The organism is Nonomuraea sp. NPDC047529 (assembly GCF_040642995.1).
Taxonomy (GTDB): Bacteria; Actinomycetota; Actinomycetes; order Streptosporangiales; family Streptosporangiaceae; genus Nonomuraea.
In genome coordinates this window covers 16,455-41,657 of record NZ_JBEYTJ010000052.1, presented here as the reverse complement: position 1 = coordinate 41,657, position 25,203 = coordinate 16,455, and the positions used below count along the sequence as shown (strand labels likewise).

Sequence of the window (25,203 nt, the reverse complement as noted above, 5' to 3'; positions counted from 1 at the left end):
GGCTCAGAGGTCGATCGGCAGGTCCGAGAGCATGAAGGGCTTGCCGGCGTCGTACCCGAAGGGGGGCTGCGGGGCGGGAAGGTGCTCGACGAGCAGGTAGAGCAGCGCTGACAGGGTCGTGGCGCACACGATCTCGCCGGCCTCGACCAGGCGGCGGATGCCCGACAGGTGCACCCACTCGATCCGCTCGGCCTCCCACGGGTCGCTGGGCGGGCCGATGTGGGTGGCCGAGTCGGCCCGGTAGATGTGGTTGAGGCTGTCGGTGAAGCCGTTGGTGGGCTGGACGGACATCAGCGGGCGCAGCGGCCCCGGACGCCAGCCGGTCTCCTCCTCGACCTCGCGGGCGGCCGCCACCATCGGCATCTCGCCCTCGTCGACCTGGCCGAGCGGGACCTCCCAGCCCCAGCTGTCGGTGATGAAGCGGTGGCGCCAGATCAGCAGCACCCGGTCCTGCTCGTCGGTGACGACCGCGCCCGCGCCCGGTGCGGTGCGGACGAGCCGGTGATCGAGGTGCCGCCCGTCGGGCAGCTCCACATCCGCGATCCGGATGTCCAGCCACTGGTCGGCGTAGAGCGACGTTTCGGAGTGGACCTGCCAGCGCATGTGACCAACCCCCCAGCAGAGGCACGGGTATCAACCCAACGTTACAAGAGACAACGCTGCGTGTGTGGGGCAATCGTGCTGATCGTTGCATCGTCCGAGGCCGCGGGACGCTCACGGCGAAACCCCGGCCTCGGCGTGTCGCACGATATTCGGATATTTGCCTCGATACGGTGGGCGGATCGCGGGGGAGGCCGGGCAAGACGGCACGATCTGTCCCTGTGGTCTGGTGGAATCTAGTGCTGTGAGTGGTCAGACCTGGCGGTTGGTGCGGCGTGGCAGCGGGAGCCCTGTTGGGCCTCCTGCGCTGGATGAACACCAGCGTGCCGTGGTCGAGCACCGGAGCGGCCCGCTTCTCGTCCTTGCGGGGCCCGGCACGGGCAAGACGACGACGATCGTCGAGAGCGTGGTCGAGCGTATCGAACGGCGCGGGGTCGACCCCGAGCGGGTGCTCATCCTGACCTTCAGCCGCAAGGCCGCCGAGGAGCTGCGCCAGCGCGTCACCGGCCGGCTGCGGCGCACCACCCGCTCGCCCCTGGCGCTGACCTTCCACTCCTACGCCTACGCGCTCCTGCGCCGCGAGTCCGTGCTGGAGGGCAAGGCGCCGCCGCGCCTGCTGACCGGCCCCGAGCAGCTTCTGGAGATCCGGCGGCTGCTCCACGGCGAGCTGGAGACCGGCGCGCTCGACTGGCCGCCGTCGCTGCGCGAGGCGCTCAAGACGCGCGGCTTCGCCGAGGAGGTGCGCGACTTCCTGTCCAGGGCCGCCGAGCGCGGCCTCGACGCCGAGCGGCTGGTCGCGCTCGGCCGGCGGCACGGCAGGAGCGACTGGATCGCCACCGGCCGCTTCTACGAGCGCTACCAGGACCGCTTCGACCTCGACCCCGAGGAGACCTACGACTACGCCGAGCTGATCGGGGCCGCCTCGGCGCTGCTGACCAGGCCCGAGGTGCGCGAGCGCGAGCGGGCCGCCCACGACGTGCTGTTCGTGGACGAGTACCAGGACACCGACCCGGCGCAGGAGCACCTGCTCGGCCAGCTCGCCGGCGACGGGCGCGACCTCGTCGCGGTGGGCGACCCCGACCAGTCGATCTACGGGTTCCGGGGCGCCGACGTCCACGGGATCATGAAGTTCCCCGAGCGGTTCAGGACGCTCGACGGGCGCGAGGCGCCGGTGCTGGCGCTGCGCGTCTGCCGCAGGAGCGGGGCCGACCTGCTGGAGGCGTCCCGCCGGGTCGCCGCCCGCCTGCCGATCGCCCCGGCCCCCGACCACGACCAGCGGCACGGCCACCGTGACCTGGTCCCGACGGCCGACGCCGACCTCGGCGACGTGCGCGTCCTGCTGGCCGACAGCACCAGCCAGGAGGCCGCGATCGTCGCCGACACGCTGCGGCGGGCGCACCTGATCGAGGGGGTGCCCTGGAACCGCATGGCGGTGCTGGTGCGTTCGGCCAAGCGCCAGGTGCCGCTGCTGCGGCGGGCGCTGGTCAACGCCGGGGTGCCGACGATGATCGCCGGCGACGAGGTGCCGATCGCCCAGGAGCCGGGGGTGCGGCCGCTGCTCACGATGTTGCGGGTGGCGCTCGACCCGGCGCAGCTCGACGAGGGGGTGGCCGAGGAGCTGCTGACGGGCCCGCTCGGCGGCACGGACATGATCGGCGTACGCCGCCTGCGCCGGGCGCTCAAGATAGCCGAGAACGAGGCCGTGGCCGCCGAGGGGGCCGCCGAAGACGCCGCCGAGGAGACCGGCGAGGAGCCTGCCGAGGCGCGGTCGTCCGGCGAGCTGCTGGTGGCGGCCCTCCAGGACGTCCGGGAGCTCACCCGGGTCGAGCCGCACGTCGCCGTCCCCGCCGAACGCGTCGCCAAGCTGCTCGCCGCCGCCCGCGAGGCCGCCGCGCAGGAGGGCACCGCGGAAGACCTCCTGTGGGCCGTGTGGCACGCCAGCGGCCTGGGCCGGCGCTGGTCCGACCAGAGCCTGTCCGGCGGCTCCCGCGGCGCGCAGGCCGACCGCGACCTCGACGCGGTGGTGGCGCTGTTCGACCACGCCGCCAAGTTCGTCGACCGCATGCCCAAGGCGGGCCCCGAGGTGTTCCTCGACAACCTGGCCGCCCAGGAGATCCCGGGCGACACGCTGGCCGACCGCGCGCCCGACGGCGACGCCGTACGGGTGCTGACGGCCCACCGGTCCAAGGGCCTCGAATGGGACATCGTGGTCGTGGCGGGCGTCCAGGAGGGGGTCTGGCCCGACCTGCGGCTGCGCGGGTCGCTGCTGGGCGCCGACGACCTGGTGGAGGTGGTCGAGGGGGCCGAGCCGAGCGCCGCGTCGCTGGCCTCCAAGCTGCTGGCCGAGGAGCGCCGGCTGTTCTACGTCGCCGCCACGCGGGCCAGGCGGCGGCTGGTGGTCACGGCGGTCGGCGGCGAGGACACCGACGAGCGGCCCTCCCGGTTCCTGTCGGAGCTGATGCCGGGCGAGGTCGAGTCGGCGACGGTCGACGACCGGGCGCGCTGGCTGACCATGTCGGCGCTGGTGGCCGACCTGCGCAGCGCGGTGACCGACCCCACCAGACCGGCCAAGGTCCGGCGCCGCGCCGCGCGGCAGCTCGCCCGCCTGGCCGCAGCCGGGGTCCAGGGCGCCCACCCCAACGACTGGTACGCCCTCACCCCCATCACCGACGACCGCCCGCTGAGCTGGCCGGACGACATCGTCAACATCTCCCCGTCCGCGGTCGAGAGCTTCACCAAGTGCGGCCTGCGCTGGCTCCTGGAGACGGCGGTCGGCGCCGCGGGCACCAGCACCGCCCAGGGCCTCGGCAACGTCATCCACGCGCTGGCCATGCTGGCCGCCACCGAGCTGCCCGGCGAGGACGTGCTGAGCGAGCGGCTCGACCAGGTCTGGAACGAGCTCGACTTCGGCGGCGTCTGGTACAACCGCAAGCAGCGCCAGGTCGCCGAGCAGATGATCGGCAAGTTCCTGCGCTGGCAGAAGGACAACCCGCGCGAGCTGGTCGCCATCGAGGAGTCGTTCGTCGCGATGGTCTCCGAGGGCGTGCAGATCAAGGGCCGGGTCGACCGGGTCGAGCGCGACGACGACGGCCGGGCGGTGATCATCGACCTGAAGACGGGCGGCTCGAAGCCCAAGGCCGGCGAGCTCGACCGTCATCCGCAGCTCGGCGTCTACCAGCTCGCCGCGCTGCTCGGCGCGTTCGCCCGGCACGGCATGACCGAGCCCGGCGGCGCCGCGCTGGTCCAGCTCGGCAAGGCGGCCGGCAAGAACGCCGCCACCGAGCAGCGGCAGGGCGCGCTGGCCGACGACAGGAACCCCGGCTGGGCCGCCGACCTGGTCGACACGGTCGCCACGGGCATGTCGGGCCCGTTCTTCCAGGCCAAGGTGAACGACGGCTGCCGCACGTGCGCGGCGCGGGCGAGCTGCCCGGTCAACGACAACGGGGGCCAGGTGTGCTGAACCCGGTCGAACTGGCCGACAAGCTCGGCATCCTGCCGCCGACGAGCGAGCAGGCCGCGGTCATCGAGGCGCCGCTCGAACCGATGGTCGTCATGGCCGGCGCGGGCTCGGGCAAGAGCGAGACGATGGCCGGGCGGGTGGTCTGGCTGGTGGCCAACGGCCTGGTCAAACCGGAGAACGTGCTGGGGCTGACGTTCACCCGCAAGGCGGCGGCCGAGCTGGCCGTCCGGGTCAGGGAGCGCCTGACCGGGCTCGCCGAGGCGGGCCTGGTCGCGCCCGGCGCGCTCGACAACGAGCCGACCGTCTCCACCTACCACGCCTACGCCGCCCGGCTGGTCACCGACCACGCCCTGCGCGAGGCGCTCGAACCCACCATGCGCCTGGTCACCCCGGCGGTGTCGTGGCAGCTCGCCTCGCGGGTGGTGGCCCTGTACGACGGGCCGATGGACAAGATCGAGCTGGGCCCGCCCTCGGTCACCGCCGCCCTGCTCGAACTCGCCGGCGAGCTGTCGGAGCACCTGCGCACCGCGGCCGACGTACGGCGGATGGGGGAGTGGCTGGAGGCCCGGCTGGGCGCGCTGCCCGGCCGTACGACCCTGGCCCAGCGCAAGCCGGTCGGCGTGCAGGCGGCCAGGGAGCAGCTGCTGCCGCTGGTGGAGGCGTACGAACGGCTCAAGCGCCGCCGCGAGGTCATCGACTACGGCGACCAGATGTCGCTGGCCGCCCGGATCGCCGCCAACCACAAGGAAGTGGGCGAGATCGAACGGTCCCGCTACTCCGTGGTCCTGCTCGACGAGTACCAGGACACCAGCCACGCCCAGCTCGTCCTGCTGCGCTCGCTCTACGGCGGCGGCCATCCGGTCACCGCCGTCGGCGACCCCTGCCAGTCCATCTACGGCTGGCGCGGCGCCTCGGCGGGCAACCTGCGCCGCTTCCCCCGCGACTTCCGCACCGGCGCCGGTGAGCAGGCGCCGGTCCGCCAGCTCAGCGTCAGCTTCCGCAACGGCGACCGGGTGCTCGACGTCGCCGCCCGCGTCCAGCTCCCGCTGCGCATGGAGGCCCGCGAGGTCCCCGTGCTGGTACCGGGGCCCAACCGGGTCGATCGGGGCCGCGTCACCTGCGCCTTCCACGAGACCGCCGAGGACGAGGCGAAGTGGATCGCCGACGGCGTGGCCAGGATCCTCGGCCAGGAGACCGCGCCCGACGGCCTGCCCTGGGGCGAGCGGGAGCGCAAGAAGACGCTCGCCGTCCAGCCCCAGGACGTCGCGATCCTGGCCCGCAAGCGCTCGCAGTTCCCCGCGCTGCGCAAGGCGCTCGAAGACCGCGACATCCCGGTCGAGGTGGTCGGGCTCGGCGGCCTGCTGACCGTGCCCGAGGTCAACGACATCGTGGCGACCCTGCGCGTGCTCTACGACGCGACCGCCGGCGACGCGCTGGCCAGACTGATGGCCGGGCCGCGTTGGCGGGTGGGCCCGGCCGACCTGCGGGTGCTGGGGGAGCACGCCAGGGAGCTGGCCCGCGAGCTGAGCGAGAGCCACCGCGCCGACGACCCGCTCGACCAGGTGGTGGCCGACCTGGCCGAGGAGCGCGGCAGCCTGGTCGACGCGCTCGACGAGCTGCCCGACCGGCCCGAGTGGCTGGAGTCGTTCTCGCCGTTGGCCCGTACGCGGCTGGTCGCGCTCGCCCAGGAGTTGCGCCAGCTGCGCGGCCACACCGCCCAGCCGCTGCCCGACCTGGTCACCGAGGTCGAACGCAGGCTCGGCCTGGACATCGAGGTGGCCGCCCGCAGCGGCACGGTCTCGGCGTTCGCCGCGCGGGCCGACCTCGACGCCTTCATCGACGCGGCCGCCAGGTTCGCCGGCGACGCCGAGGACCCGACGCTGGGCGCGTTCCTGGCCTATCTCCAGGCGGCCGAGAGCGAGGAGTTCGGGCTTGAGGCCGGCCGGGTGGGTGAGAGCAACAGCGTCAAGCTGATGACCGTCCACGCGTCCAAGGGGCTGGAGTGGCCGATCGTGGTCGTGCCCGGCCTGTCGCAGCTCGTCAGCTCGAAGGGCACGATCGCGACGGGCAGCGTGTTCCCGGCCACGCCGGTGATGAACAGCCGCTGGACCGACAACCCGCGCAAACTGCCCTACCCGCTGCGCGGCGACGCCGCCGACCTGCCCCGGCTGGGCGGGCTGAGCAAGGAGGAGCTGGCCGCGTTCGACGAGCAGTGCCGCGAGCGCGACCTGATGGAGGAGCGGCGGCTGGCGTACGTGGCCGTCACCCGGGCCCACTACCACCTCATCGCCTCCGGCTACCGCTGGGGCACCGCCACCAAGCCGCTGGAGCCGTCGGAGTTCCTGCTGGAGATCCGCGACACGGCCGACCGGGTGTCCTACTGGGCGGGCGACCTCGCCGAGGGCGCCACGAACCCGCTGCTCGCCGAGCCCGCCGAGGCCGTCTGGCCGGTCACCCCCGAGGGCCTGCGCTACGAGTCGGTGCTCGACGGGGCCCGGCTGATCGAGGACGCCCTGGCCGGCAACCTGGGCGAGGACGACGACGAGCCGCTGCGCCCGTTCGAGGAGGAACGCCTGCGCGCCTGGGAGCGCGACACCGACCTGCTGCTGCGCGAGCGCGAGCTGAACCGGCGCAGACCGGCCACCACCGTCGAGCTGCCGGCCAAGCTGACGGTGTCGTCGCTGGTCACGCTGGCCACCGACCCCCGCGAGCTGGCCCGCAGGATCCGCCGCCCGGTGCCGCGCAAGCCGGCGCCGCTGGCCCGCCGGGGCACGTCGTTCCACAAGTGGCTGGAGGGCCGCTGGGACCAGCAGCGGCTGATCGACGACTTCGACCTCGACCCGCTGGACGAGCTGGAGGAGGCCGACGTGCGGCTGGCCGAGCTGCAGGAGCGGTTCGAGGAGAGCGAGTGGGCCGACCGGCGGCCGGTCGACCTGGAGGTGCCGTTCGAGACCATGATCGCCGACCGGCTGGTGCGCGGGCGGATGGACGCCGTGTTCGAGCTGCCCGACGGCGGTTACGAGGTGGTCGACTGGAAGACCGGCGTCCCGCCCAGGGGCAAGGCGGCCCGGACGGCGTCGGTGCAGCTGGCCGCGTACCGGCTGGCGTGGTCGCACCTGGCCGGGGTGCCGCTGGAGAAGGTGGGCGCGGCCTTCCACTACGTCCGGGCCAACAGGACCGTGCGGCCGGTGAACCTGCTCGACGCCGCCGGGCTGGTCGCGCTCATCGAGGCGGTCCCGGCGGCGGAGCCGGTCTCAGAGTCCTAGGTGGTGGAAGGCGGGCTCGGGGTGCATGAGGAAGTCGTGGTGGGAGATGTTCCAGGCGTAGGCCCCGGCCATGCCGAACACCACCCTGTTCCCCACCCGCACCGAGGTCACGACGTCCCGGGCGAAGACGTCCTTGGGGGTGCAGAGCTGGCCCGCGAACGTCACGGGCTCGTCGGTGACCCCCGGCCCGCGGCCGCCCGTGGGCAGGATCGTGAACGGCTGGTCGTGGCCCTTGGTCACCGGCGTGCGCAGGTGGTGCGTCCCGCCCAGGACGATCGCGTACGCCCGCCCGCGCACCCGCTTCACGTCCACGACCTCGGTGACGTAGTGGCCGCAGTAGGCGGTGAGCGACCGGCCCGGCTCGACGCGCAGCCGCCGTCCGGCCCGCAGCGCGGCCAGCCCCTCGCCGTACGCCGCCCAGTCGAACCGCTCGCCCGACGTGTACGACACCCCCATCCCCCCGCCCAGGTTCACCTCCGGATGCCCGGTCTCCAGCAGGGCCTCGGCCAGCCGGAGGAGCTGGGCGGCGGCCAGTCCGCTGGCCAGGTGGGCGTGCAGGCCGCGCAGCCGTACCCGGTCGGTGAACAGCGGCAGGCACTCGGCCAGGCCCGCCTCGTCCATGCCGAACGGCCCGCTCATCGTCAGCGCGGCCCCCTCGACCGGCAGGTCCGGGTTGGCCCGCAGCAGCACGTCCGCCTCCAGCCCGGTCGCCAGCAGACGGCGCAGCTCGTACGGCGACTCGACGTGCAGCCGGTGATGCGGCAGCCGCAGCTCGGCGTCGGTCTTGCCGGGCCCGCCGAGCGCCAGCCGCGCGCCCGGGAACAGCGCCGAGACATGCGCGTGCTCGCCCGCCGACGACACCTCGAACCCGTCCACGTGCGCTGACAGCACCCGCAGCAGCTCGGCGTCGGGATTGGCCTTGACCGCGTAGAACAGCTCGACCTCGCCCAGCGCCGCGCGCACCGACGCGGCGTGCTCGTCGAGCGCGGGCAGGTCGTAGAGGTAGGCGGGCAGCGCGGGCAGCCGGGCCGCGGCCTCCAGGACGCGGTCCGGGCGAGCGGGCTCGCGCTCCAGGACGCCGTTCACGCGAGCGGGTTCGCGATCGGGACGTAACCGGCGCCGCGGTCGGCCGCCCTGGCCCACCGCACCCGCAGGTTCGCCTTGGCGGGCAGCGGCGCCCCGGCCAGCAGGTCGCGCAGCGGGAGCGGCCGACCGAGCTCGGCGGCCTGCCGGTCGAGCAGGTCGCGGGCGGCCCGCCACAACGCCCGCAGCAGCCCGTCGTCGCGGCCCGCCAGGGCGGCGGCGATCTCGGTGAGGTGGTTGACGAACAGGCAGTAGACGACGCGGGCCCAGCCGCGCGCCGGGTCGTGGGTGAGGGCGGAGGCCACGGCCGGGTGCAGTCCGCCGAGGTCGTGGCGGCCCGCGACGAGCTTGACGCCCTCCAGGTCGCGGAAGATCGCCTGGACGGGCGTCCCGGCGGCGTCCAGGCCGACGAGCACGTTCTGAAGGTGAGGCTCCAGGACGACGCCGTGGGTGAAGTACAGGTCCACGACCGGGAGCGCGACCGCCGACACGTACGCCGTCCACCAGGCCAGGGGGTCCGCCGGGGCGGCGTCCAGGGCGAGGGCGGCGGCGAGCACCGGGGTGACGCCGGGGTCGCAGACGGTCCACGGGCTCGCCCTGACGATCACGCCCAGGCCCTCGCGCTGCCCGAGTGCCGTGCGGTAGCCGGGCTCGGGGAGCCAGCGGGCGGCCGGGTGACGCGTGGCCACCGCGGCCAGGACCGGGGCCAGCCGGGAGGTGAGCTCGACGGCTCCGGCCAGCTCGTACCAGGCGTTCTTGCGCACGCAGTTCGTGATCCGCACGTCCAGGGAGAACTTCAGGCACACCTCCGCGTCCGGGACGTACACCGTCCGGACCGACGAAGTCGGCACCGCGACCGGTCCCGGCCCCAGATCGACCAGCTCGGGACCGTACGCGGGACGCAGCAGGGCGAGCTGCCACGGATGGGCGGGCAGCAGCCGGTAGCCCCCGGGCGCCGGTCCCAGCGCGTCGAGGGCCGTCAGGTCGCCTTCCTCGGCGAGCGCGTCGTGGCGTACCGCGAGGAGCCGGAGGGGGAAGGCGGCGTGGGCCTCGGGCGCGTAGCGCAGCCAGTCGGCGCCGTCGCGGGCCTTGGGGGTGGGGTGGAAGGGGTGGCCGTACACGAGCGCCTGCTCCGAGGCCAGCCAGGGATCGGCGGGCGGCTCGGCCGCCGGCCTGGCCGCCAGGATCGCCGCGATGGCGTCCCGGCTGGCGGCCACCTGGCCGGCGAACTCGCCGTTGGGTTCGACGGGGAGGTGCGCCGGACCGGCTCCCAGCCCTTGGCGCGCGTGCTCGTCCTGCCGGTCGGCCAGGTCGGCTTCGGCCAGCCGGACCAGCTCGGTGACCGTCAGCGGCCGCCAGGAGCCGCCCTCCAGGCGTTCGGGCGGGCCGTCCAGGCGCAGCGCGGCCCCGCCGTGGGTACGGGCGCGCAGCAGCGTCCCGGCCACCCGCAGCAGCACGTACGGCGGCGCCGGCCAGACCAGTCCCCTGGGCCCGGCCACCTCGCGCACGCAGCACCGCAGCAGGGCCGCCAGCGTCGCCTCCTCGGCCGGCGCCCCGATGGCCAGGACGTCCATTCACGCTCTCCTCAGGTAGTTGGGCCCGCTGATGCCGTAGAACTTGTTCACGTCCCGCGCCCCGGACCGCTCCTTGGCCACGAGCGTCCCGGCGGTGACCATGGACTTGCCGGTGAGCCTGGCCGCGCCGAGCGTCCTGGCGCGCAGGAGCCGGGCCATGGGGTGGTCGCCGTGCTCGTCCAGCGCCGCGGCGAGCGTGTCGCGCACCAGGGCCGCCGCCCGCGCCGGCGGCAGCACCGCGAACGCCACCGCCGCCGCGGCCAGGTGCAGCGTGATCGTGACGAACACGTCGGCCAGCGCGTGCGGGTCGTCGGTGAGCATGCGACCGTCGGAGAAGTCGGGCACCTCGATCCCGGCCGCAGCCAGCCTGGCCGGCGAGGCCAGCAGGCCGTCGTTGTCCTTGACCAGCAGCCGCAGGTCGCCGTCCCGCAGGACGAGGGCCAGGTTCTGCTGGTGGGCCTCCAGCGCGACGCCGTACCGGACGAACAGCCGCACGTTCCAGCGCAGCAGCAGGCGCAGGTAGCGGGGCAGCACGTCCGGCCCGAGCCCGTCCAGCACGCCGGGCACCGCCAGCGCCGCGACCGGCACGATCGTGCCCTCCGGCAGCCGCCTGACCATCCACGCCAGGTACTCGTGGCCCGCGTGCGCGTGGGTCTGCTCGTCGGCCAGCAGCACGCCGGGATCGGCCAGCCGGCGCAGCAGCAGCTCGGCCCTGGCGCCGTCCTCCAGGGTGCCCGGCCTGATCGAGCGCCGGTTGCGCACGCCGAGCGTGCTCACCGGCAGCGGCAGCTTGAGGTGCGTACGCGGCCCCACCTCGACGGTCCGCATGGACAGGGTGGGCCGTACGGTGACCGCCTCCTCGTCCAGCACCCGTACCCCGTCGATCTTCGCCACCTCCTCGACGGCCATCGGGTGCACCGGGAACAGCACGCCCTCGCCCGCCGGCCGCGGCACGTCCGCCGGCAGGCCCGTCGCCGCGTGCGGGACGACCGCCCACCGCAACGCGAACGAGGGCGCGAACTCCGGCGCGTACGCCAGCAGGTCCCGGTCCGAGGCGCCGATCCTGGCCCGCGAGGTGGGATAGACGGGATGGTCGGCGAACGCCGCCAGCGACTCGTACGACGGCCCGCGCCGCAGCACCTCCTCGGCGTGCGCGTCGTGCAGCTCCAGCGCGGACAGGGCGGTCAGGCACTCGTCGAAGAAGGCCGCCACCCCCTCGGCGTCGGCCGGGTCGGCCACCTCCACGAGCGTCTCCAGCACCTGCTCCAGCCCCAGCCGCTCGTCCGGCGCCACCACGAAGTCCTGGAACGGCGATCCCGGGACCAGCCGGACCCACCGCCCGTCGGCCAGCAGCAGCCCGGCCCCGGCCCTGGTCCGGTCGAGACGGGCGGCCAGCCCGCCGTAGTCCTCGCGGACCAGCGCGTCCAGCACCCGGGCGGCCAGGTACGCCTCCCGCGACCTCACCCGACCACCCACGGCCGGGCCGCCCGGTACCGCTCGACGGCGGCGTCCACGCGGGCCCGGTCCGGTCCCACGGCCCGGATGACGCCCAGGTAGTCCCGGTTCGTGTGGGTCAGCTCGACGACGTCCCCGATCGCCCGCAGCGGCCGGTGCCACAGCCGTACGCCGCCGTCCTCGACGTCCTCCTGCGGCGGCGCCTCCCGGACGACGCCCGGCCGGTCGGCGACCACGCTGACCGCGCAGCCGTGCCGGGACGAAGGCGGCGGCCCGGGCACCGGCTCCCCGAGATGGGTGCGCAGGATCCACTCGAACAGCGGCACGCCCAGCACGTCGGCCAGCAGGAAGTCGCAGTGGTCGCCGATCGCCCGGTAGTTCACCTCGACGATCCGGGGCCCGGCGGCCGTCAGGACGTACTCGGTGTGGCAGGCGCCGAAGCCCACGCCGAGGGCCCGCAGCGCGGCGAGCACGTGCGCGTCGGCGTCGGGCGCCCAGTCGAGCCGCTCCTCCACGAAGTGCGGCAGCGGGCCCAGCGTGGTCGCGAACCCGCCCAGCACCCGCGTCGAGGAGCCGTCTCCGAGGGTCTCCAGGGTCCGCAGCGGGCCTTCGAGGTACTCCTCCACGACCAGCGTCTCGCCCGGACGCCGCCGTCTGGCCTCGGCCACGGCGCGGGGGAGGTCGTCCTCGACCAGCACGACGTCCTCGCTGGCCACCCCTTCGCGCGGTTTCAGCACCACGGGACAGGGCAGGCGCTCGGGCACCGGGTCGGCGGGCGCGAGCCGCACGGTACGCACGGTCTCGACGCCGGCCTCCAGCAGCCCCCGTCGCATCAGGAACTTGTTCTTGGCGGCCAGGCAGGCCCGCCAGTCCTTGCCCGGAAGCCCGAAGTACGACGCCGCGAGAGCGGTCTCCGCCTGGAGGTGATCGGAGTTGGAGAAGATCGCGTCGGGCCTGCCCAGGTGCTCGACCGCGTCGATCAGGGCCCGCGGGTCGCGGACGTCGCAGCGTACGGAGCCGGGATGCCGCTCGGGCCGGTCGGTCAGCACGATCACCTCGCACCCGAGGGCCCGCGCGGCGGGCAGGAAGCCGTACGTCACCGAGTCCGTCGGCTTGAGGGCGGTCAGGTAGAGCCGCAACTAAGGCACCCCCGAGGAAGAATCAGGTAAGGCTAACCTAACTCGACGATCCTAGCCTGTCGATGATCGTTCCGGGGCCCGCACAGCCTAATCGGCGGCTAACCGCGAGGTCATAGGATGACAAGGAACTTGGGGAGGGGCGGCCAGTGGAAAAGACCGCGGAAGAGCAACTCATCGGCCCACTGCTCCTGGCACGGGGGACCATCGACAGATCGTCGGCGCTGCGCGCCGACGATCGATGGCTGGAGAAGGCGTGGGCCGACCCCGGGACCAGGGTGCTGGTGATCGACAACGGCCACACGCTGGTGCGGCGGTCCGGGGACGAGGTGCACGCGGTGCTCTACACCCCCGCCGACGCGCCGCCGGGCGAGCGTTACCTGCTCGGCGTCGAGGGCGGCACGGTCTACTTCGCGGTGTCCGCGCCGCTGCCCGGCACGCCGGCCGGCGACCTCAACGGCCGGGTGACGATGCCGATGAGCCTGTCCGACACGCCCGAGGGCCGTCCGGTGCCGGCGGGGCTGCGCCAGGTGGGCGGCCTGCTCGGCGACCGCGACGCGGGCCTGCTGGTCCACGCGGTGGCGCTGGAGGCCTGGCACGCCACCCACCAGTTCTGCCCGCGCTGTGGCGCCCGCACGGCGGTGCAGGCCGGCGGCCACGTCCGGGTGTGCCCGGAAGACGCCAGCCAGCACTTCCCGCGCGTCGACCCGGCGGTCATCATGCTGATCAGGGACGAGGACGACCGCTGCCTGCTGGCCCGCGGCCCGCAGTGGCCCGAGGGGCGGCTGTCGATCCTGGCGGGCTTCGTGGAGCCGGGCGAGTCCCTGGAGTACGCGGTGGTCCGCGAGGTCGCCGAAGAGGTCGGCGTCAACGTCGTCAACCCGCGCTACCTGGGCAGCCAGCCGTGGCCGTTCCCGCGCAGCCTCATGCTCGGCTTCTTCGCCGACGCCACCACGACCGCGCTGATCCCCGACGCCGACGAGATCGCCGAGGCGCGCTGGTTCAGCCGGGAGGAGCTGGTGGCCGCCCTGCGGTCGGGCGAGGTGCGCCTGCCGCCCCCGGTGTCGATAGCCCGCCGCCTGATCGAGACGTGGTACGGCGGCGAGCTCATCGGCGACTGGTGATCAGGCCGCGCCGAGCAGGGCCTTGACCTCCCGAGCGGAGGGATTGGTCCGGACGACCCGGCCGTGGGCGGTCTCGATCACCACGGTCGGAACGGTCTGGTTGCCGTTGTTGACGCTCATGACGAATTCGGCGGCGGCCGGGTCGCGCTCGATGTCGACCTCGTCGAACGCGATGCCCTCGCGGGCGAGTTGCGACTTGAGCCGCTTGCAGGGGCCGCACCAGGTAGTGCTGTAGACCGTGAGCGCCATGTCGGGTTGTCCCTCCAAGGTCAGGAAATCAGGCGCTCCGTGCAACAACGTGGAGGCGTCCGCTTAATCCCTACCCGAGGCGCTCTAGCCGATGCGCTCGGCGATCCACGCCTGCACCCGCTCGGCCACGCCCGGTTCCCGGTAGAGAGGAGCGCTGTGATTGGTGCCCGGCGCCGTGATGATCGTCATCGGCACGCCCACCTGACCGAGCATCTGCTTGAGCAGCTGGCTCTGCGTCGGCGGCACGAACTCGTCCTCGGAGTGCACGGTGAGGATCGGGGCGTCCTTGGCGCTGGCGTGCCAGGCCACCTCCATGCTCGCCCACACGCGCGAGCACTTGCCCTTGGGCTCGCAGCCGCCGGCCAGCCGGATCGCGGCCTCGCGCAGCTTGCGCTTGTCGTGGTCGGCGGTCTTCTCGCCGTCGGCGTACGCGCGCAGCGGCGAGATGATCGGCGACAGCCCGACCACGCCCTTCAGCCCGGCGATGCCGTTGCCGTACGTGCCGACCGAGGCGGCGATGTGCCCGCCCGCCGAGAAGCCGACGACGACGTACTTGCTCGCGTCGAAGGCCCAGCGGTCGGCCTGCTTGCGTGCCAGGGCGATGGCGGCCAGCGCGTCGGTGCGCTGCGCCGGCCAGGCGGCCTCGCCGGAGAGGCGGTAGTTGAGGTTGAAGACCGTGTACCCGAGGTCGGCGTAGCTGCGGGTGATCTCCTTCATGTACTTCTTGTCGCCGCTCGACCACCAGCCGCCGTGGATCAGGAAGACGCCGGGGCGCTTCTGGCCGTCGGGCGTCCACCAGACGTCCATGTCCTGATGACGCTGGGAACCGTAGGAAAGGGTCTCCGTGGCCAGCCCGCCGAGACCGTCGGGGTCTGTGGGGTTGGTCACCACGGGCACGGGCGGCTCGGTCGCGAACGCGACGGCAGGTGTGAGCGCCACCGCAGCGAGCGCGAGCGCGCTCACCGTAACCGCTGTTCGCACGGCCTTCCTTTCCCCCATGCAGCATGGTCGGCCCCATTGTGGGGGAAGAGACCATTCCTTTGCATCTCGGTGACTATGAACATACGTCGGGCCGCATGTTGCCAGAATAAAGTGCTTCGGCGCCACTTGCGGGGAGGAAGATCGGGTGAACAGCGTGGATGACGTCCTGAGCGGCCTCGACCCGGAGCAGCGGGAGGTCGCCGAGGCCGTGCGCGGCCCCGTGTGCGTGCTGGCCGGCGCCGGCACGGGCAAGACGAGGGCGATCACCCATCGCATCGCCCACGCGGTGCGCACCGGGGTGGTCGACGCGCCGAGCGTGCTCGCGGTGACGTTCACCACCCGGGCGGCGGGGGAGTTGCGGCAGCGGCTGCGGGCGTTGGGGGCGCCGGGCGTCCAGGCCCGGACGTTCCACGCGGCCGCGTTGCGCCAGCTCACCTACTTCTGGCCCCGGGTGATCGGCGGCGAGGCCCCTTCGGTCATCGAGTCGAAGTTGCCGGTGCTGGTCGAAGCCTGCCGCCAGATCCGGAAAAATCCCGACCGGTCCGAGCTGCGGGACATCGCGGCCGAAGTCGAATGGGCCAAGGTCTCCCAGGTCGGCCCGGAAGACTACGTGGCCGCCGCCGCCAAGCACCACCGCACGCCGCCCGGCTCCCCGGAGGAGGTGGCCCGGCTCTACGAGGCGTACGAACGCATCCGCCGCGAACGCCACCTGGTCGACTTCGAGACCATCCTCGAACTGACCGCGGCCGTGATGACCGAGCACCAGGAGGTCGCGGCCCAGATCCGCCAGCAGTACCGCTACTTCGTCGTGGACGAGTTCCAGGACGTCAACCCGCTCCAGAAGCTCCTGCTCGACACCTGGCTCGGCGGCCGCGACGACATCTGCGTGGTCGGCGACCCCAACCAGACCATCTATTCGTTCACCGGCGCCAGCCCCCGCTACCTCACCAACTTCGCCGTCGAGCACCCGGGGGCCGCCGTCATCAGGCTGGTCCGCGACTACCGTTCCACCCCGCAGGTGGTGAACCTGGCCAACCTGGTCATCGCCAAGTCGAAGACCCCCAACCGCCTCGAACTCATCGCCCAGCGCCCCGACGGCCCCAAACCGGTCTTCTCCGACTACGACGACGAGCCGGCCGAGGCCGCGGGCGTCGCGCGGGCGATCAGGAAGCTGATGGACAAGGGCGTGCCCTCGCGCGAGATCGCCGTGCTGTTCCGGGTCAACTCCCAGTCGGAGTCCTACGAGGAGGCCCTGTCCAAGGCCGAGATCCCGTACGTGCTGCGCGGCGCCGAGCGTTTCTTCGAGCGTCCGGAGGTGCGTCAGGCGGTCGTGTTGCTGCGCGGCGCCGCCCGGTCGGCCGCGGGCGAGCCGCTGGCCTCGGAGGTGCACCACATCCTGGCCGGGGTCGGACTGACCCCCTCCCCGCCCGGCGGAGGCAAGGCCAGGGAGAAGTGGGAGTCGCTGAAGGCGCTGGCCGACCTGGCCGAGGACATGGCCGCCGACGGCGCCGACCTGCCCGCTTTCGTCGCCGAGCTGGAACGCCGCGCCTCCGAGCAGCACGCGCCGCCGGTGGAGGGCGTCACGCTCGCCTCGCTGCACGCCGCCAAGGGCCTGGAGTGGGACGCGGTCTTCCTCGTCGGCGTCACCGACGGCATGATGCCGATCATCTACGCCGAGACCCCCGAGCAGATCGAGGAGGAGCGCCGCCTGCTCTACGTCGGCGTCACCCGCGCCCGCGAGCACCTGTCGCTGTCCTGGGCGCTGGCCCGCGCGCCCGGCGGGCGCAAGAGCCGCCGCCCTTCCCGCTTCCTCGACGGGCTCACCGGCCGCGCCTCGACGCCGCCCCGCATGAGCACCCCGGCCGGCGAACGCCGCCAGGTCGCCGCGCCGGTGAGCTGCCGGGTCTGCGCCAAGACGCTGGTGGCCGCCGCCGAGCAGAAGCTCGGCCGCTGCGCGACCTGCCCGGCCGACTACGACGAGGCCCTGCTCGAACGCCTCAAGGTCTGGCGCACGGCCACCGCCAAGGAGGCCAAGATCCCGCCGTACGTCGTCTTCACCGACGTCACCCTCCAGGCCATCGCCGAACGCGCGCCGGCCACCGAGCAGGAGCTGCTGTCGATCGCCGGCATCGGCCGGGGCAAGGTCGACCGCTACGGCGAGGCCGTCCTCGGCCTGTGCCGCGGGTGAGATCCCTCACGTACGGCCGGGCCCCTCACGCGTGTGACGTCCTTCGCCACCGGCCGAAACGATGGCCAGGCGGTTTTCCGGCAAGGCAGGGCGGGTTTGGGGGAACAGGCGGGGCACGTCAGACTTGTCCGTGGAATGTTCGTCTGTGAGGGGGCCCTGTGAACGAGGCGCTGAAGGAGCTGCTCGACCTGCTCGACCTTGAGCAGATCGAGCTGGACATCTTCCGGGGCAGAAGCCCGGAGGAGCGCATCCAGCGCGTCTTCGGCGGCCAGGTGGCCGCGCAGGCCCTCGTGGCGGCCGGCCGCACCGTCCCCAAGGACCGGCACGTCCACTCGCTGCACGCCTACTTCATCAGGCCGGGCGACCCGTCCATCCCCATCGTCTACAACGTCGAGCGCCTGCGCGACGGCCGGTCGTTCACCACCCGCCGGATCGTCGCCGTCCAGCACGGCAAGGCGATCTTCACGATGTCGGCCTCGTTCCACATCTTCGAGGAGGGCGTGGAGCACCAGGCGTCGGTGGCGCCGGTCGTGCCCGCCCCCGAGACGTTGCCGACGTTCCAGAACAGGATGTCGGAGGTGCTGGGCGACCACCCCGAGCTGCGGGAATGGCTCTCGCGCCCGCGGCCCGTGGACGCCCGCTACGTCTCGCCGCTGACGTGGGAGGCGCACCTGAACCCCGAGCTGCGCAGCGCCCAGACCAACGTGTGGTTCCGCTACGATGCCGATCTGCCGGACGACCCGCTGCTGCACGTCGTCCTGGCCGCCTACGCCTCCGACTTCACCCTCGTGGACACGATCCTGCTGGCCCACGGGATGGCCTGGGGAGCCTCGAACGTCATCGGCGCGTCCCTCGACCACGCGATGTGGTTCCACCGCCCGTTCCGGGCCGACGACTGGCTCCTGTACGCCCAGGAGGCCCCCTGGTCGGCGGGCGCCCGGGGCCTGGCGCGCGGCGAGATGTTCACCGCGTCGGGCGAGCTGGTGGTCTCCGTCGTCCAGGAGGCGATGATCCGCGTGGCGAAGTAGTCGCGTCACAGCGGGTTGTGACACCGTGGTTGTGTCACAAAATCGCAGGTAGAAAATATGTTGCCCCTTCCCGGCTTCCCGGTTTAGGGTCATGGACAAGCGAGTCGGACACTCCTGTTTCCGACGATCAAATGAGTGGAGGTGAGCCCCGGTGATGAGCATCAAGATGTCGGCCACGCAGTGGCTCGCTTCCGCACGCCGTGACTCGGTGAGGCTCGCCGATGGGCCGGCCAAGCTGCGGCAGGAGAAGTCTGCCCGTATCCAGGCCCCCGCCTTCCGCGCGAGGGCTCACGCGGGTGTCGCCGCTCCGCAAGGCGTTCCTGTCTATGGCGCAGGTATCGCTGCCCCGACCAACCAGCTCACCAAGGGTGGACTGTGCGGTCCGCAACCCTGGAGGGATGCTCCGGTCATAACCTGACCGGCACATAGCAGCCCCCAGGCCGCGGATCCGCACACAGGATCCGCGGCCTCTTTGTTTTTCCGCGATCCCCGACCACCCCCGAGGTGCCCGACCAAGATCAAAAAGCTCGATCAAAAGGAGAAGCAGATGGGGGCGAAGACGATCATGGACCTGATCGACGAAGCCAAGATCCCCTGTCGTACCGACCCTGACCTGTGGTTCGCAGAGTCACCCGAGGACGTCGAGTTCGCCAAGGCTCTCTGTGGCGGCTGCCCGATCCAGCAGGCCTGCCTGGCCCGCGCGCTGGAGCGCGAGGAGCCCTGGGGAGTCTGGGGCGGCGAACTGATCCTCAGGGGAACGGTTGTTCCCCGCAAGCGTCCGCGCGGGCGTCCCCGCAAGCACCCGGTCGCTGCCTGACCACCTTCCGGCCCTACGAACGAGAAAGAACCAGAACACCGATGAACACTTCTTCCACCAGGAGCCTGGCCGTGCCGTATCTGTTTCATGACTTGGTGAACGACCGAATACAAACTCTCCACCGAGAGGCGGAGGAGCAGCGTCTCATCCTGCGCGTAAGCCGCGTACAGCGGGCGCGACGCGAGGTCAAGCGGGCCAACGACCGCTTGCGAAGGGCGCTGGGTCAGCAGATGTGATCGCGGAGGTCCTGCCGCCGGCGCAGGATCTCCTGATCTTCACCTGCACCAGAAGAGCCGGGCGCACCCAGCGCCCGGCTCTTTCCATGTGACCGCTTCTGCACCGACCTCTGTCACGCGCCGGTGCAGGGCGATTCCTTCAAGACCTCCGCCTCTGTCACGCGTCTTTCCGAGCGCCTCTCTGTACCGGCCTCCGTCACGCGCCGTCTGGCCGCCGGGCTTCACCCCGAGCCGCAACCCAGGGCCTTGGCGCGTTTGTGATCCCGTTGGGCGGCCTTCTTGAGGGGCGGCAACCGGGCCTTCCGGCTTTGGGGGCCCCATCGTCCTTGTGCGGGGCTGAAGGGGCACGGGCCCGCTGTGAGCTGGGAGTCCTGCGGCGCGTCCCGCCCTCCGAGCGACGTACGATGGCGCATGTGACCAGCAGACCCGCCGAAGCGCAGCACCTGCGTGACCTCGCCCTGCTGCGCCGCGTCCGCGACCGCATCGACCGCGACTACGCCCAACCGCTCGACGTCGAGGCCCTGGCCCGCGGCGTGAACATGTCGGCCGGCCACCTGAGCCGCGAGTTCCGCCGCGCGTACGGCGAGGCCCCGTACGGCTACCTGATGACCCGCCGCATCGAACGCGCGATGGCGCTCCTGCGCCGCGGCGACATGAGCGTCACCGAGGTCTGTTTCGCGGTCGGCTGTTCCTCGCTGGGCAGCTTCAGCACCCGCTTCGCCGAACTGGTCGGCGTACCCCCCAGCGTCTACCGCCGCCGCGCGGCGAGCGCGACCGCGGGCATGCCGTCGTGCGTGGCAAAACAGGTGACCAGACCCGTCAGGAACCGAGAGACCGCGCTTACCTGACCCCAATTAGCGTGACTTCCATGGACATCACCATCCACTCCAGCTTCCTCCCACAGACCGACCCGGAAGCCTCCCTGACTTTCTACCGCGACGTCCTCGGCTTCGAGGTCCGCAACGACGTCGGCTACAAGGGGATGCGCTGGCTCACCGTCGGCCCGGCCGGACAGCCGGACACCTCTATCGTCCTGCAACCACCGGTCGCGAACGGCTACGGCATCACCGACGACGAACGCCGCACCATCACCGAGATGATGGCCAAGGGCACCTTCGCCGGCGTGAACCTCGCCACCACCGACCTCGACGCCACGTTCCAACGACTGAAGGCCAACGGCGCCGAGATCGTCCAGGAACCGATGGACCAGCCGTACGGCGTTCGCGACTGCGCCGTACGCGATCCTTCCGGCAACCTGATCCGCATCCAGGAACGCCACCCCTGACCCGCACTCGTCGCCGTCGCCCCGGTCGCGTCCTTGGGTCGTCCCCTGACCCACGTGCAGGAACGTCACCCCTAGCGATGGCCTCGCCGCGCGCAACACCCTTCCGAGGCTCCGCCACCTCAGCGACCTCCGTGCCCCAACCCGTACGGACCTCACAAGGACCAGCCGAGCCCGGACGAACGGCCACCCCTGCCTCTGCCCATGACACGATGGCGACATGATCCTTATCCGAAGGGACGATGCCGCGTAGGTCACCAGGCGTCGTGCGCGCCATGCATCGTCCAGGGGCTCAGGCCCCGAAGCCCGGCGGCCACCTTGACGCCACTGGTCCCGGAGCGAGGACGTCCGGAGGCGATGGACTCCGTCGACCGCCCGGGCGCTTGAGCGTCATGACGAGTTCCTGCGCGGTTGCTGCTTCCGCGCAGAGCGGCATTTGGGTGCCTGGTGGTGACGGAGGCCGCACGAACAGACCTGAACGGCCGATCACAGACGGCCTGCCGTGGACCTAGGCATGCCGCCACGCGCGGTGACCGGCGAACCCGACGAAGATGGGCTGCCGTATGGCCCTCGACCGGTCCCAGAAGTAGGCGCGTCAAACGCCCTTCAGAACACGATCAAGTGCCGCCCGGCCCGCAGGTCCCCAGTGCGGCTTGCCGCCGGGAAGGCCCCGATCTCCGTTCTGTCCCATGAGCACCAGGAAGAGGCTCTTCATGGCGGCCAGCCCGCGGGCGCGCCGGATCGCCGCCTCGTCCGCACGCCCGTACCTGTCGAAGAACCGTGAGGCCGTGCCCGCGGGCAGCAGCACCCATGCGGCGGCGAGATCCCACGCCGGATCACCGGCGAACATGGCACCGAAGTCGATGACGCCCGAGAGCGTTCCGTCCGAGACGACGACGTTCGCGGGATGAAGGTCGCCATGCACCCACACCGGCGGACCCTCCCACGCGTGGGCCGCAACGGCGTCGGCCCAGACGGCCCGGACGTCGGCAGCGATGTCGTCGAGGGCAACGGCCTGGAGGAAGTTCTCGAAACCGTCCGTGCAGTCCCTGGGATGGGCGCCGAGGTCCGTACTGATCGGCGCCTCGGCGGGCGCCTCCACATGGAGTGCCTTGAGGAAGTCCGCCAGTGTGTCGGCCGCGTGGGCGCCGCGGCTGATCGAGCCGTGGTCCAGCGGCTCGCCGGGAACCCACGTCATCACGGTCCAGTGCTTGGGGAAGCGCTCGGACGGTTCGCCGAACCGTACCGGATTCGGCACCGGGAGCGGCAGGCGCGGGGCCAGTACGGGCAACCACCGCCGCTCGTTGAGCTGGAGCTCCGGGGTGGGGTCCATACGCTGCATGCGCACGACCAACTCGTCGCCGAGGCGCCACATCTGGTTGCCCCAACCGCCCACCACCTCGCGGATGGCCAGCCCCGCAAGGTCTGGATGTTGCTCCTGCAGCAAGTCGCGGACCAAATCTGCGGTGATCTCGATCTCAGTGTCGGTCATGCGAAGTCACAGTACCGAGGCGTCAGGCGGACCGGCTCTCGCTCAGGAGAAGCAGACATGTGCAAGTCGGCAAGGGTCACGTGCATGCCGCAGGAGCCGGGCTCGCCCCGACGACCGTCGAAGTGCTCCACGAACTCCTGCCCGGCGGTGCGTCGGTTCCTTGACGCATCCCCAACAAGCCCCAGCAAGACGGCCGGTCGGAGTCCTTCGAAGCACACTCCACCCAACAGAGCACCTCACTCTCCCCAGACCGAGAGCGCCGTCCAGGTCAGCCGATCGCCAGAGCCTCGTCGTTCGGGTCGTCGGCGAAGCCCGGGACCCAGCGGATCACCTCGTCACGGAAGCGGGCCGTCGTGCCCAGCTGGCAGAGGACGCCGACGCCGGCCGCATGCACCCGGTGGATGAGCACGTACGACGGCGGCAGGTTGAGCTGGCGGACCACGTTCGTCGGCCGGAGATCCGCGACGCTGGCGGCCTGGGCCTGCAGCCACTCCCGGCTGAAGGTGAACTCCTCCACCGCCGTCGGCTCCACGTACGGTGCCAGGAAACCACGCAGGGCGTCGGCATCGATGTCGATGTCCTCGCGGATGAAGCCCTCCTCGCGCAGACCCGTCATCACCGTGCCCATGTCGCCCTGGTTGAAGATGCGCGTGAGCTGCCCGAAGACCTTCGGATACCCCTCAGGCAGACGGTTGACCGCGCCGAAGTCGAGGACGCCGAGCTTGCCGTTGGCCAGGACGCGGAAGTTACCCGGATGAGGATCGGCGTGCAGCATGCCGACCCGGGCGGGGGAGCAGAACAGGAACCGGACGAACAGCAGCCCCGCGTGATCACGCTCCTCCTTGCTGCCCTCGGTGATCACCCGCGACAGGGGAGTGCCGTCCATCCACTCGCTGACCAGCACCATCTCGTTGGCCGCCACCACGTCAGGGACGTGGAAGTCGGGATCGCCGTTGAACTCCAGCGCGAAGGCGTGCTGGGCCTCGGCCTCGCGAAGGTAGTCGAGCTCCTCGGCGATCCGCTCGCGCAGCTCGGCCAGCAGCGCCTTCATGTCAAGGCCCGGCAGCAGCGCCCCGAACATCTTGCCCAGCCGGGCCAGCTGGGTGAAGTCGCCGAGCAGCGCCTTGCCCGCCCCCGGGTACTGGATCTTGACGGCCACCTCGCGCCCGTCGTTCCAGACGGCCTTGTGCACCTGGCCGATCGAGGCGGCGGCCGTGGGCCGGTCGTCGAACGAGAGGAAGTGCTTGCGCCAATCGTCCCCCAGCTGCTCGGTGAGTACCTTGTGGACGGTGGCGACCGGAAGCGGAGGGGCGGCGTCCTGGAGTTTCGTCAAGGTCGCCCGGTAGGGACCGACGATCTCCGGCGGAAGCGCCGCCTCGAAGATCGACAATGCCTGCCCGAGCTTCATCGCCCCGCCCTTGAGCTCGCCGAGCACCTTGAAAATCTGCTCGGCAGTACGCTGCTGAACCTCCTGGGCCACGATTTCTGCTGATTTGCCGCCGATGCGCTTGCCCAGGCCGAGGGCGGCCCGCCCGGCGAACCCGAGCGGAAGGGTGGCCAACTTGGCAGAGCGGGTGACTGCCCGGCGCGGAAGATCGCTCACACTCATGCGCGGAACCTCTCCCGAGATGCCGCTTCCCCCCTTCGTGGTCGTCCCCTGAGCACGTCAGTCGCTGGTAGGTGACATGTCCATTGTTAGCGAATAAGGATTGTTTCGCATACAACGACATTGCGGATGACTGCTCCACGACCGCGTTTTCCAGCACCAATCAGGCATTACGTCCATTGTGCCGTTCGTCACAGAGGACGCGCGGCCTTCGAGATGAGCAAGCGCATGGCCGGTCGCCGCGGCCGCGACGAGCGTGGCGAGAGTCGTGTCGCAGGCGATCTCCCCGGGCGGATAGCCCCCCAGCCGGGCGGTGACGATCGGCCAGGCGGGGTCGTGATCCCGGCGCGTGAGGTCGAGACAGTGCAGGCACGTCGTCTCCCCCGGAAGCACCAGCGGGCCGACGGACCCGTGCCCCTCGAAGGCCGACGCCAGCAGATGCGGGATGCCGAAGTCGGCCAGCTCGTTGACCAGCACCCCGTCAAGAGGCCCGACGGGCGCCAGGACGACGAGATCGGGACGCGCGGTCCCGTCCCCCAGATGAGGAGCGCCGGCCAGGACGTTCGAGGACGGGACGACATCCTGACCCACCTCAGGCACGCCTCGCTCCTCCACCCCCGGCGAGGAGGGCGGCCCAGCAGGGGAGACACGGGCGCCGCCGGTACGAGGCGACGCGCCGTCCGAGCGCGTCGGCCGAGCAGCGGCAGTGCCGGCCGCCGCGACACCCGGCCGCCTGGGCTGGCCGCCGACGCCCCCGGACGGCGCAGGAACCTTGCGCACAGGTCGGCCCCCACCGGACGGCGCCGCGCTCCGAACCGTTGGCTGTGAGGACGAGGTGCGACTTCGTGCCCGGCCCCCGCCCCCGGCCCCAGACCCGGCCCCAGACCCGGCCCCAGACCCGGCCCCGGGACCGGGAGAGGGAGCGGCAGTGGCAGCGGCGTTCTTCGGCGGGGGAGCGAGGAGCCGTCTGGCGACCGCCGCCGCGCCCTCCTCCCGTGACAGCCCCACCTCGGCCCACGTCAGGCCCCCCGGCGTGATGTCACCCGGACGGACCGGCCCGGGATCGATCACCCGGATGTCGCCCACCCCACCCGCCGCCAGCAGGGCAACGATCTGCGCCCCCACGCGCCCGGCCCCGTAGACCCGGACCTTGGCCTCCCGGCGGCGTCGCAGCAGCTCGACGCCGCCCTCGGGGCCGTTGGAGGCGAGGTCGAGCGCGTCGAGGTCCGGTTTCAGCCGATCTCTCTCGGCGAGGGAGAGCTCCCGCAGCGGCTCAGGGAACGGACCGGCGTCGTGAAGGGCACCCCGCGTGGCAAGGTAGTCGAGCAACGCCTGAGCACACGGCTCGTCGAGACCGGCCGCCGCCGCGTCGCGCAGCACCCGCCGCAGGTCGCGGGTGCCGTCGAGCCCCTCGATCCACTGACGCACCGATCTCGTCAGGCCGGTCAGCGTGATGGCCCGGAGGGGATGCACGCCGTACTGCAAGGTGTGCTCGTCGCGGAGGATGCGCCGGAGGGCCGGCTTCACACGTGGCCTCATGGCCGGAAGGTTCGCACGTCCGACCAAGATCCCGAGCCGCTTCCGCGCGGCCTGTGGACAACCTCCGACCGCGCCGCCTGCCCTGTG

Annotated in this window: 18 protein-coding genes; 8 read left to right on the top strand and 10 right to left on the bottom strand. The window is 72.1% G+C overall.

What is annotated here, in order from left to right:
- Positions 1-3: 3 nt before the first annotated feature.
- Positions 4-603 carry an NUDIX hydrolase gene (locus ABZ815_RS46735; RefSeq protein WP_357708312.1) on the bottom strand — a complete coding sequence of 200 codons (600 nt, stop codon included), beginning with the start codon at positions 601-603 and terminating at the stop codon, positions 4-6.
- A gap of 265 nt (positions 604-868) precedes the next feature.
- Between ABZ815_RS46735 and ABZ815_RS46730 the strand changes: the two genes are divergently transcribed.
- Positions 869-4,060 carry an ATP-dependent DNA helicase gene (locus ABZ815_RS46730; RefSeq protein ID WP_357708342.1) on the top strand — a complete coding sequence of 1,064 codons (3,192 nt, stop codon included), beginning with the start codon at positions 869-871 and terminating at the stop codon, positions 4,058-4,060.
- Complete coding sequence (locus tag ABZ815_RS46725; RefSeq protein WP_357708310.1) at positions 4,054-7,326, top strand: ATP-dependent DNA helicase; 3,273 nt, start codon at positions 4,054-4,056, stop codon at positions 7,324-7,326. Before ABZ815_RS46730 ends, ABZ815_RS46725 begins: the two co-directional genes overlap by 7 nt.
- Here ABZ815_RS46725 and ABZ815_RS46720 read toward each other — a convergent pair.
- The 4 genes from ABZ815_RS46720 to ABZ815_RS46705 are packed head-to-tail and all read right to left on the bottom strand — an operon-like array spanning position 7,315 to position 12,577.
- Entirely contained in the window at positions 7,315-8,412 is a 1,098-nt protein-coding gene (locus tag ABZ815_RS46720; protein WP_357708309.1) for a type III PLP-dependent enzyme, read from the bottom strand. The genes ABZ815_RS46725 and ABZ815_RS46720 overlap by 12 nt on opposite strands.
- A complete protein-coding gene (locus ABZ815_RS46715) occupies positions 8,409-9,983 on the bottom strand; it encodes an IucA/IucC family protein (protein ID WP_357708307.1) in 1,575 nt (524 codons plus the stop codon). Before ABZ815_RS46715 ends, ABZ815_RS46720 begins: the two co-directional genes overlap by 4 nt.
- Positions 9,984-11,447, bottom strand: a complete 1,464-nt coding sequence (locus ABZ815_RS46710) for an IucA/IucC family protein (RefSeq protein WP_357708306.1) — start codon at positions 11,445-11,447, stop codon at positions 9,984-9,986. It lies immediately after the preceding gene.
- Positions 11,444-12,577, bottom strand: coding sequence for a siderophore biosynthesis protein (locus ABZ815_RS46705; RefSeq protein WP_357708305.1), 1,134 nt, complete (start codon positions 12,575-12,577; stop codon positions 11,444-11,446). Before ABZ815_RS46705 ends, ABZ815_RS46710 begins: the two co-directional genes overlap by 4 nt.
- A 146-nt stretch (positions 12,578-12,723) precedes the next feature.
- On the opposite strand from ABZ815_RS46705, the gene nudC reads away from it, so the two are divergent.
- Positions 12,724-13,698: an NAD(+) diphosphatase gene (gene nudC / locus ABZ815_RS46700; RefSeq protein WP_357708303.1), complete on the top strand. Its 975-nt coding sequence runs from the start codon at positions 12,724-12,726 to the stop codon at positions 13,696-13,698.
- Here nudC and ABZ815_RS46695 read toward each other — a convergent pair whose 3' ends face one another.
- Both ABZ815_RS46695 and ABZ815_RS46690 read right to left on the bottom strand, forming a co-directional pair.
- Entirely contained in the window at positions 13,699-13,947 is a 249-nt protein-coding gene (locus ABZ815_RS46695) for a mycoredoxin (RefSeq protein WP_357708302.1), read from the bottom strand.
- 84 nt (positions 13,948-14,031) lie between these two features.
- Positions 14,032-14,928, bottom strand: a complete 897-nt coding sequence (locus tag ABZ815_RS46690) for an alpha/beta hydrolase (protein ID WP_357708301.1) — start codon at positions 14,926-14,928, stop codon at positions 14,032-14,034.
- Positions 14,929-15,082: 154 nt separating this feature from the next.
- Between ABZ815_RS46690 and ABZ815_RS46685 the strand changes: the two genes are divergently transcribed.
- The 5 genes from ABZ815_RS46685 to ABZ815_RS46665 all read left to right on the top strand — a co-directional run bounded on the left by ABZ815_RS46685 (position 15,083) and on the right by ABZ815_RS46665 (position 20,482).
- Entirely contained in the window at positions 15,083-17,116 is a 2,034-nt protein-coding gene (locus ABZ815_RS46685; RefSeq protein ID WP_357708341.1) for an ATP-dependent DNA helicase UvrD2, read from the top strand.
- Positions 17,117-17,274: 158 nt separating this feature from the next.
- On the top strand, positions 17,275-18,144 hold the full coding sequence (locus tag ABZ815_RS46680; protein ID WP_189652464.1) for an acyl-CoA thioesterase II: 870 nt from the start codon (positions 17,275-17,277) through the stop codon (positions 18,142-18,144).
- Between the two features lie 547 nt (positions 18,145-18,691).
- On the top strand, positions 18,692-18,961 hold the full coding sequence (locus tag ABZ815_RS46675; RefSeq protein ID WP_125636897.1) for a WhiB family transcriptional regulator: 270 nt from the start codon (positions 18,692-18,694) through the stop codon (positions 18,959-18,961).
- Positions 18,962-19,601: 640 nt separating this feature from the next.
- Positions 19,602-20,045, top strand: a complete 444-nt coding sequence (locus tag ABZ815_RS46670) for a helix-turn-helix transcriptional regulator (RefSeq protein ID WP_357708300.1) — start codon at positions 19,602-19,604, stop codon at positions 20,043-20,045.
- 20 nt (positions 20,046-20,065) lie between these two features.
- On the top strand, positions 20,066-20,482 hold the full coding sequence (locus ABZ815_RS46665) for a VOC family protein (protein ID WP_357708299.1): 417 nt from the start codon (positions 20,066-20,068) through the stop codon (positions 20,480-20,482).
- A gap of 592 nt (positions 20,483-21,074) precedes the next feature.
- On the opposite strand, the gene ABZ815_RS46660 is transcribed toward ABZ815_RS46665, so the two are convergent.
- The 3 genes from ABZ815_RS46660 to ABZ815_RS46650 all read right to left on the bottom strand — a co-directional run bounded on the left by ABZ815_RS46660 (position 21,075) and on the right by ABZ815_RS46650 (position 25,104).
- On the bottom strand, positions 21,075-21,971 hold the full coding sequence (locus ABZ815_RS46660) for an aminoglycoside phosphotransferase family protein (protein WP_357708297.1): 897 nt from the start codon (positions 21,969-21,971) through the stop codon (positions 21,075-21,077).
- A gap of 268 nt (positions 21,972-22,239) precedes the next feature.
- Positions 22,240-23,574, bottom strand: coding sequence for an AarF/UbiB family protein (locus tag ABZ815_RS46655; RefSeq protein ID WP_357708340.1), 1,335 nt, complete (start codon positions 23,572-23,574; stop codon positions 22,240-22,242).
- A gap of 63 nt (positions 23,575-23,637) precedes the next feature.
- Positions 23,638-25,104, bottom strand: a complete 1,467-nt coding sequence (locus ABZ815_RS46650; protein ID WP_357708296.1) for a thiamine biosynthesis protein ThiF — start codon at positions 25,102-25,104, stop codon at positions 23,638-23,640.
- Positions 25,105-25,203 lie beyond the last annotated feature (99 nt).

Bases quoted from the DNA above. Each gene is read 5' to 3' on its own strand.
- ABZ815_RS46670 (WP_357708300.1), top strand. From the start codon at position 19,602: ATGGCGCATGTGACCAGCAGACCCGCCGAAGCGCAGCACCTGCGTGAC.
- ABZ815_RS46665 (WP_357708299.1), top strand. From the start codon at position 20,066: ATGGACATCACCATCCACTCCAGCTTCCTCCCACAGACCGACCCGGAA.
- ABZ815_RS46660 (WP_357708297.1), bottom strand. From the start codon at position 21,971: ATGACCGACACTGAGATCGAGATCACCGCAGATTTGGTCCGCGACTTG.
- ABZ815_RS46695 (WP_357708302.1), bottom strand. From the start codon at position 13,947: ATGGCGCTCACGGTCTACAGCACTACCTGGTGCGGCCCCTGCAAGCGG.
- ABZ815_RS46735 (WP_357708312.1), bottom strand. From the start codon at position 603: ATGCGCTGGCAGGTCCACTCCGAAACGTCGCTCTACGCCGACCAGTGG.
- ABZ815_RS46675 (WP_125636897.1), top strand. From the start codon at position 18,692: ATGGGGGCGAAGACGATCATGGACCTGATCGACGAAGCCAAGATCCCC.
- ABZ815_RS46715 (WP_357708307.1), bottom strand. From the start codon at position 9,983: ATGGACGTCCTGGCCATCGGGGCGCCGGCCGAGGAGGCGACGCTGGCG.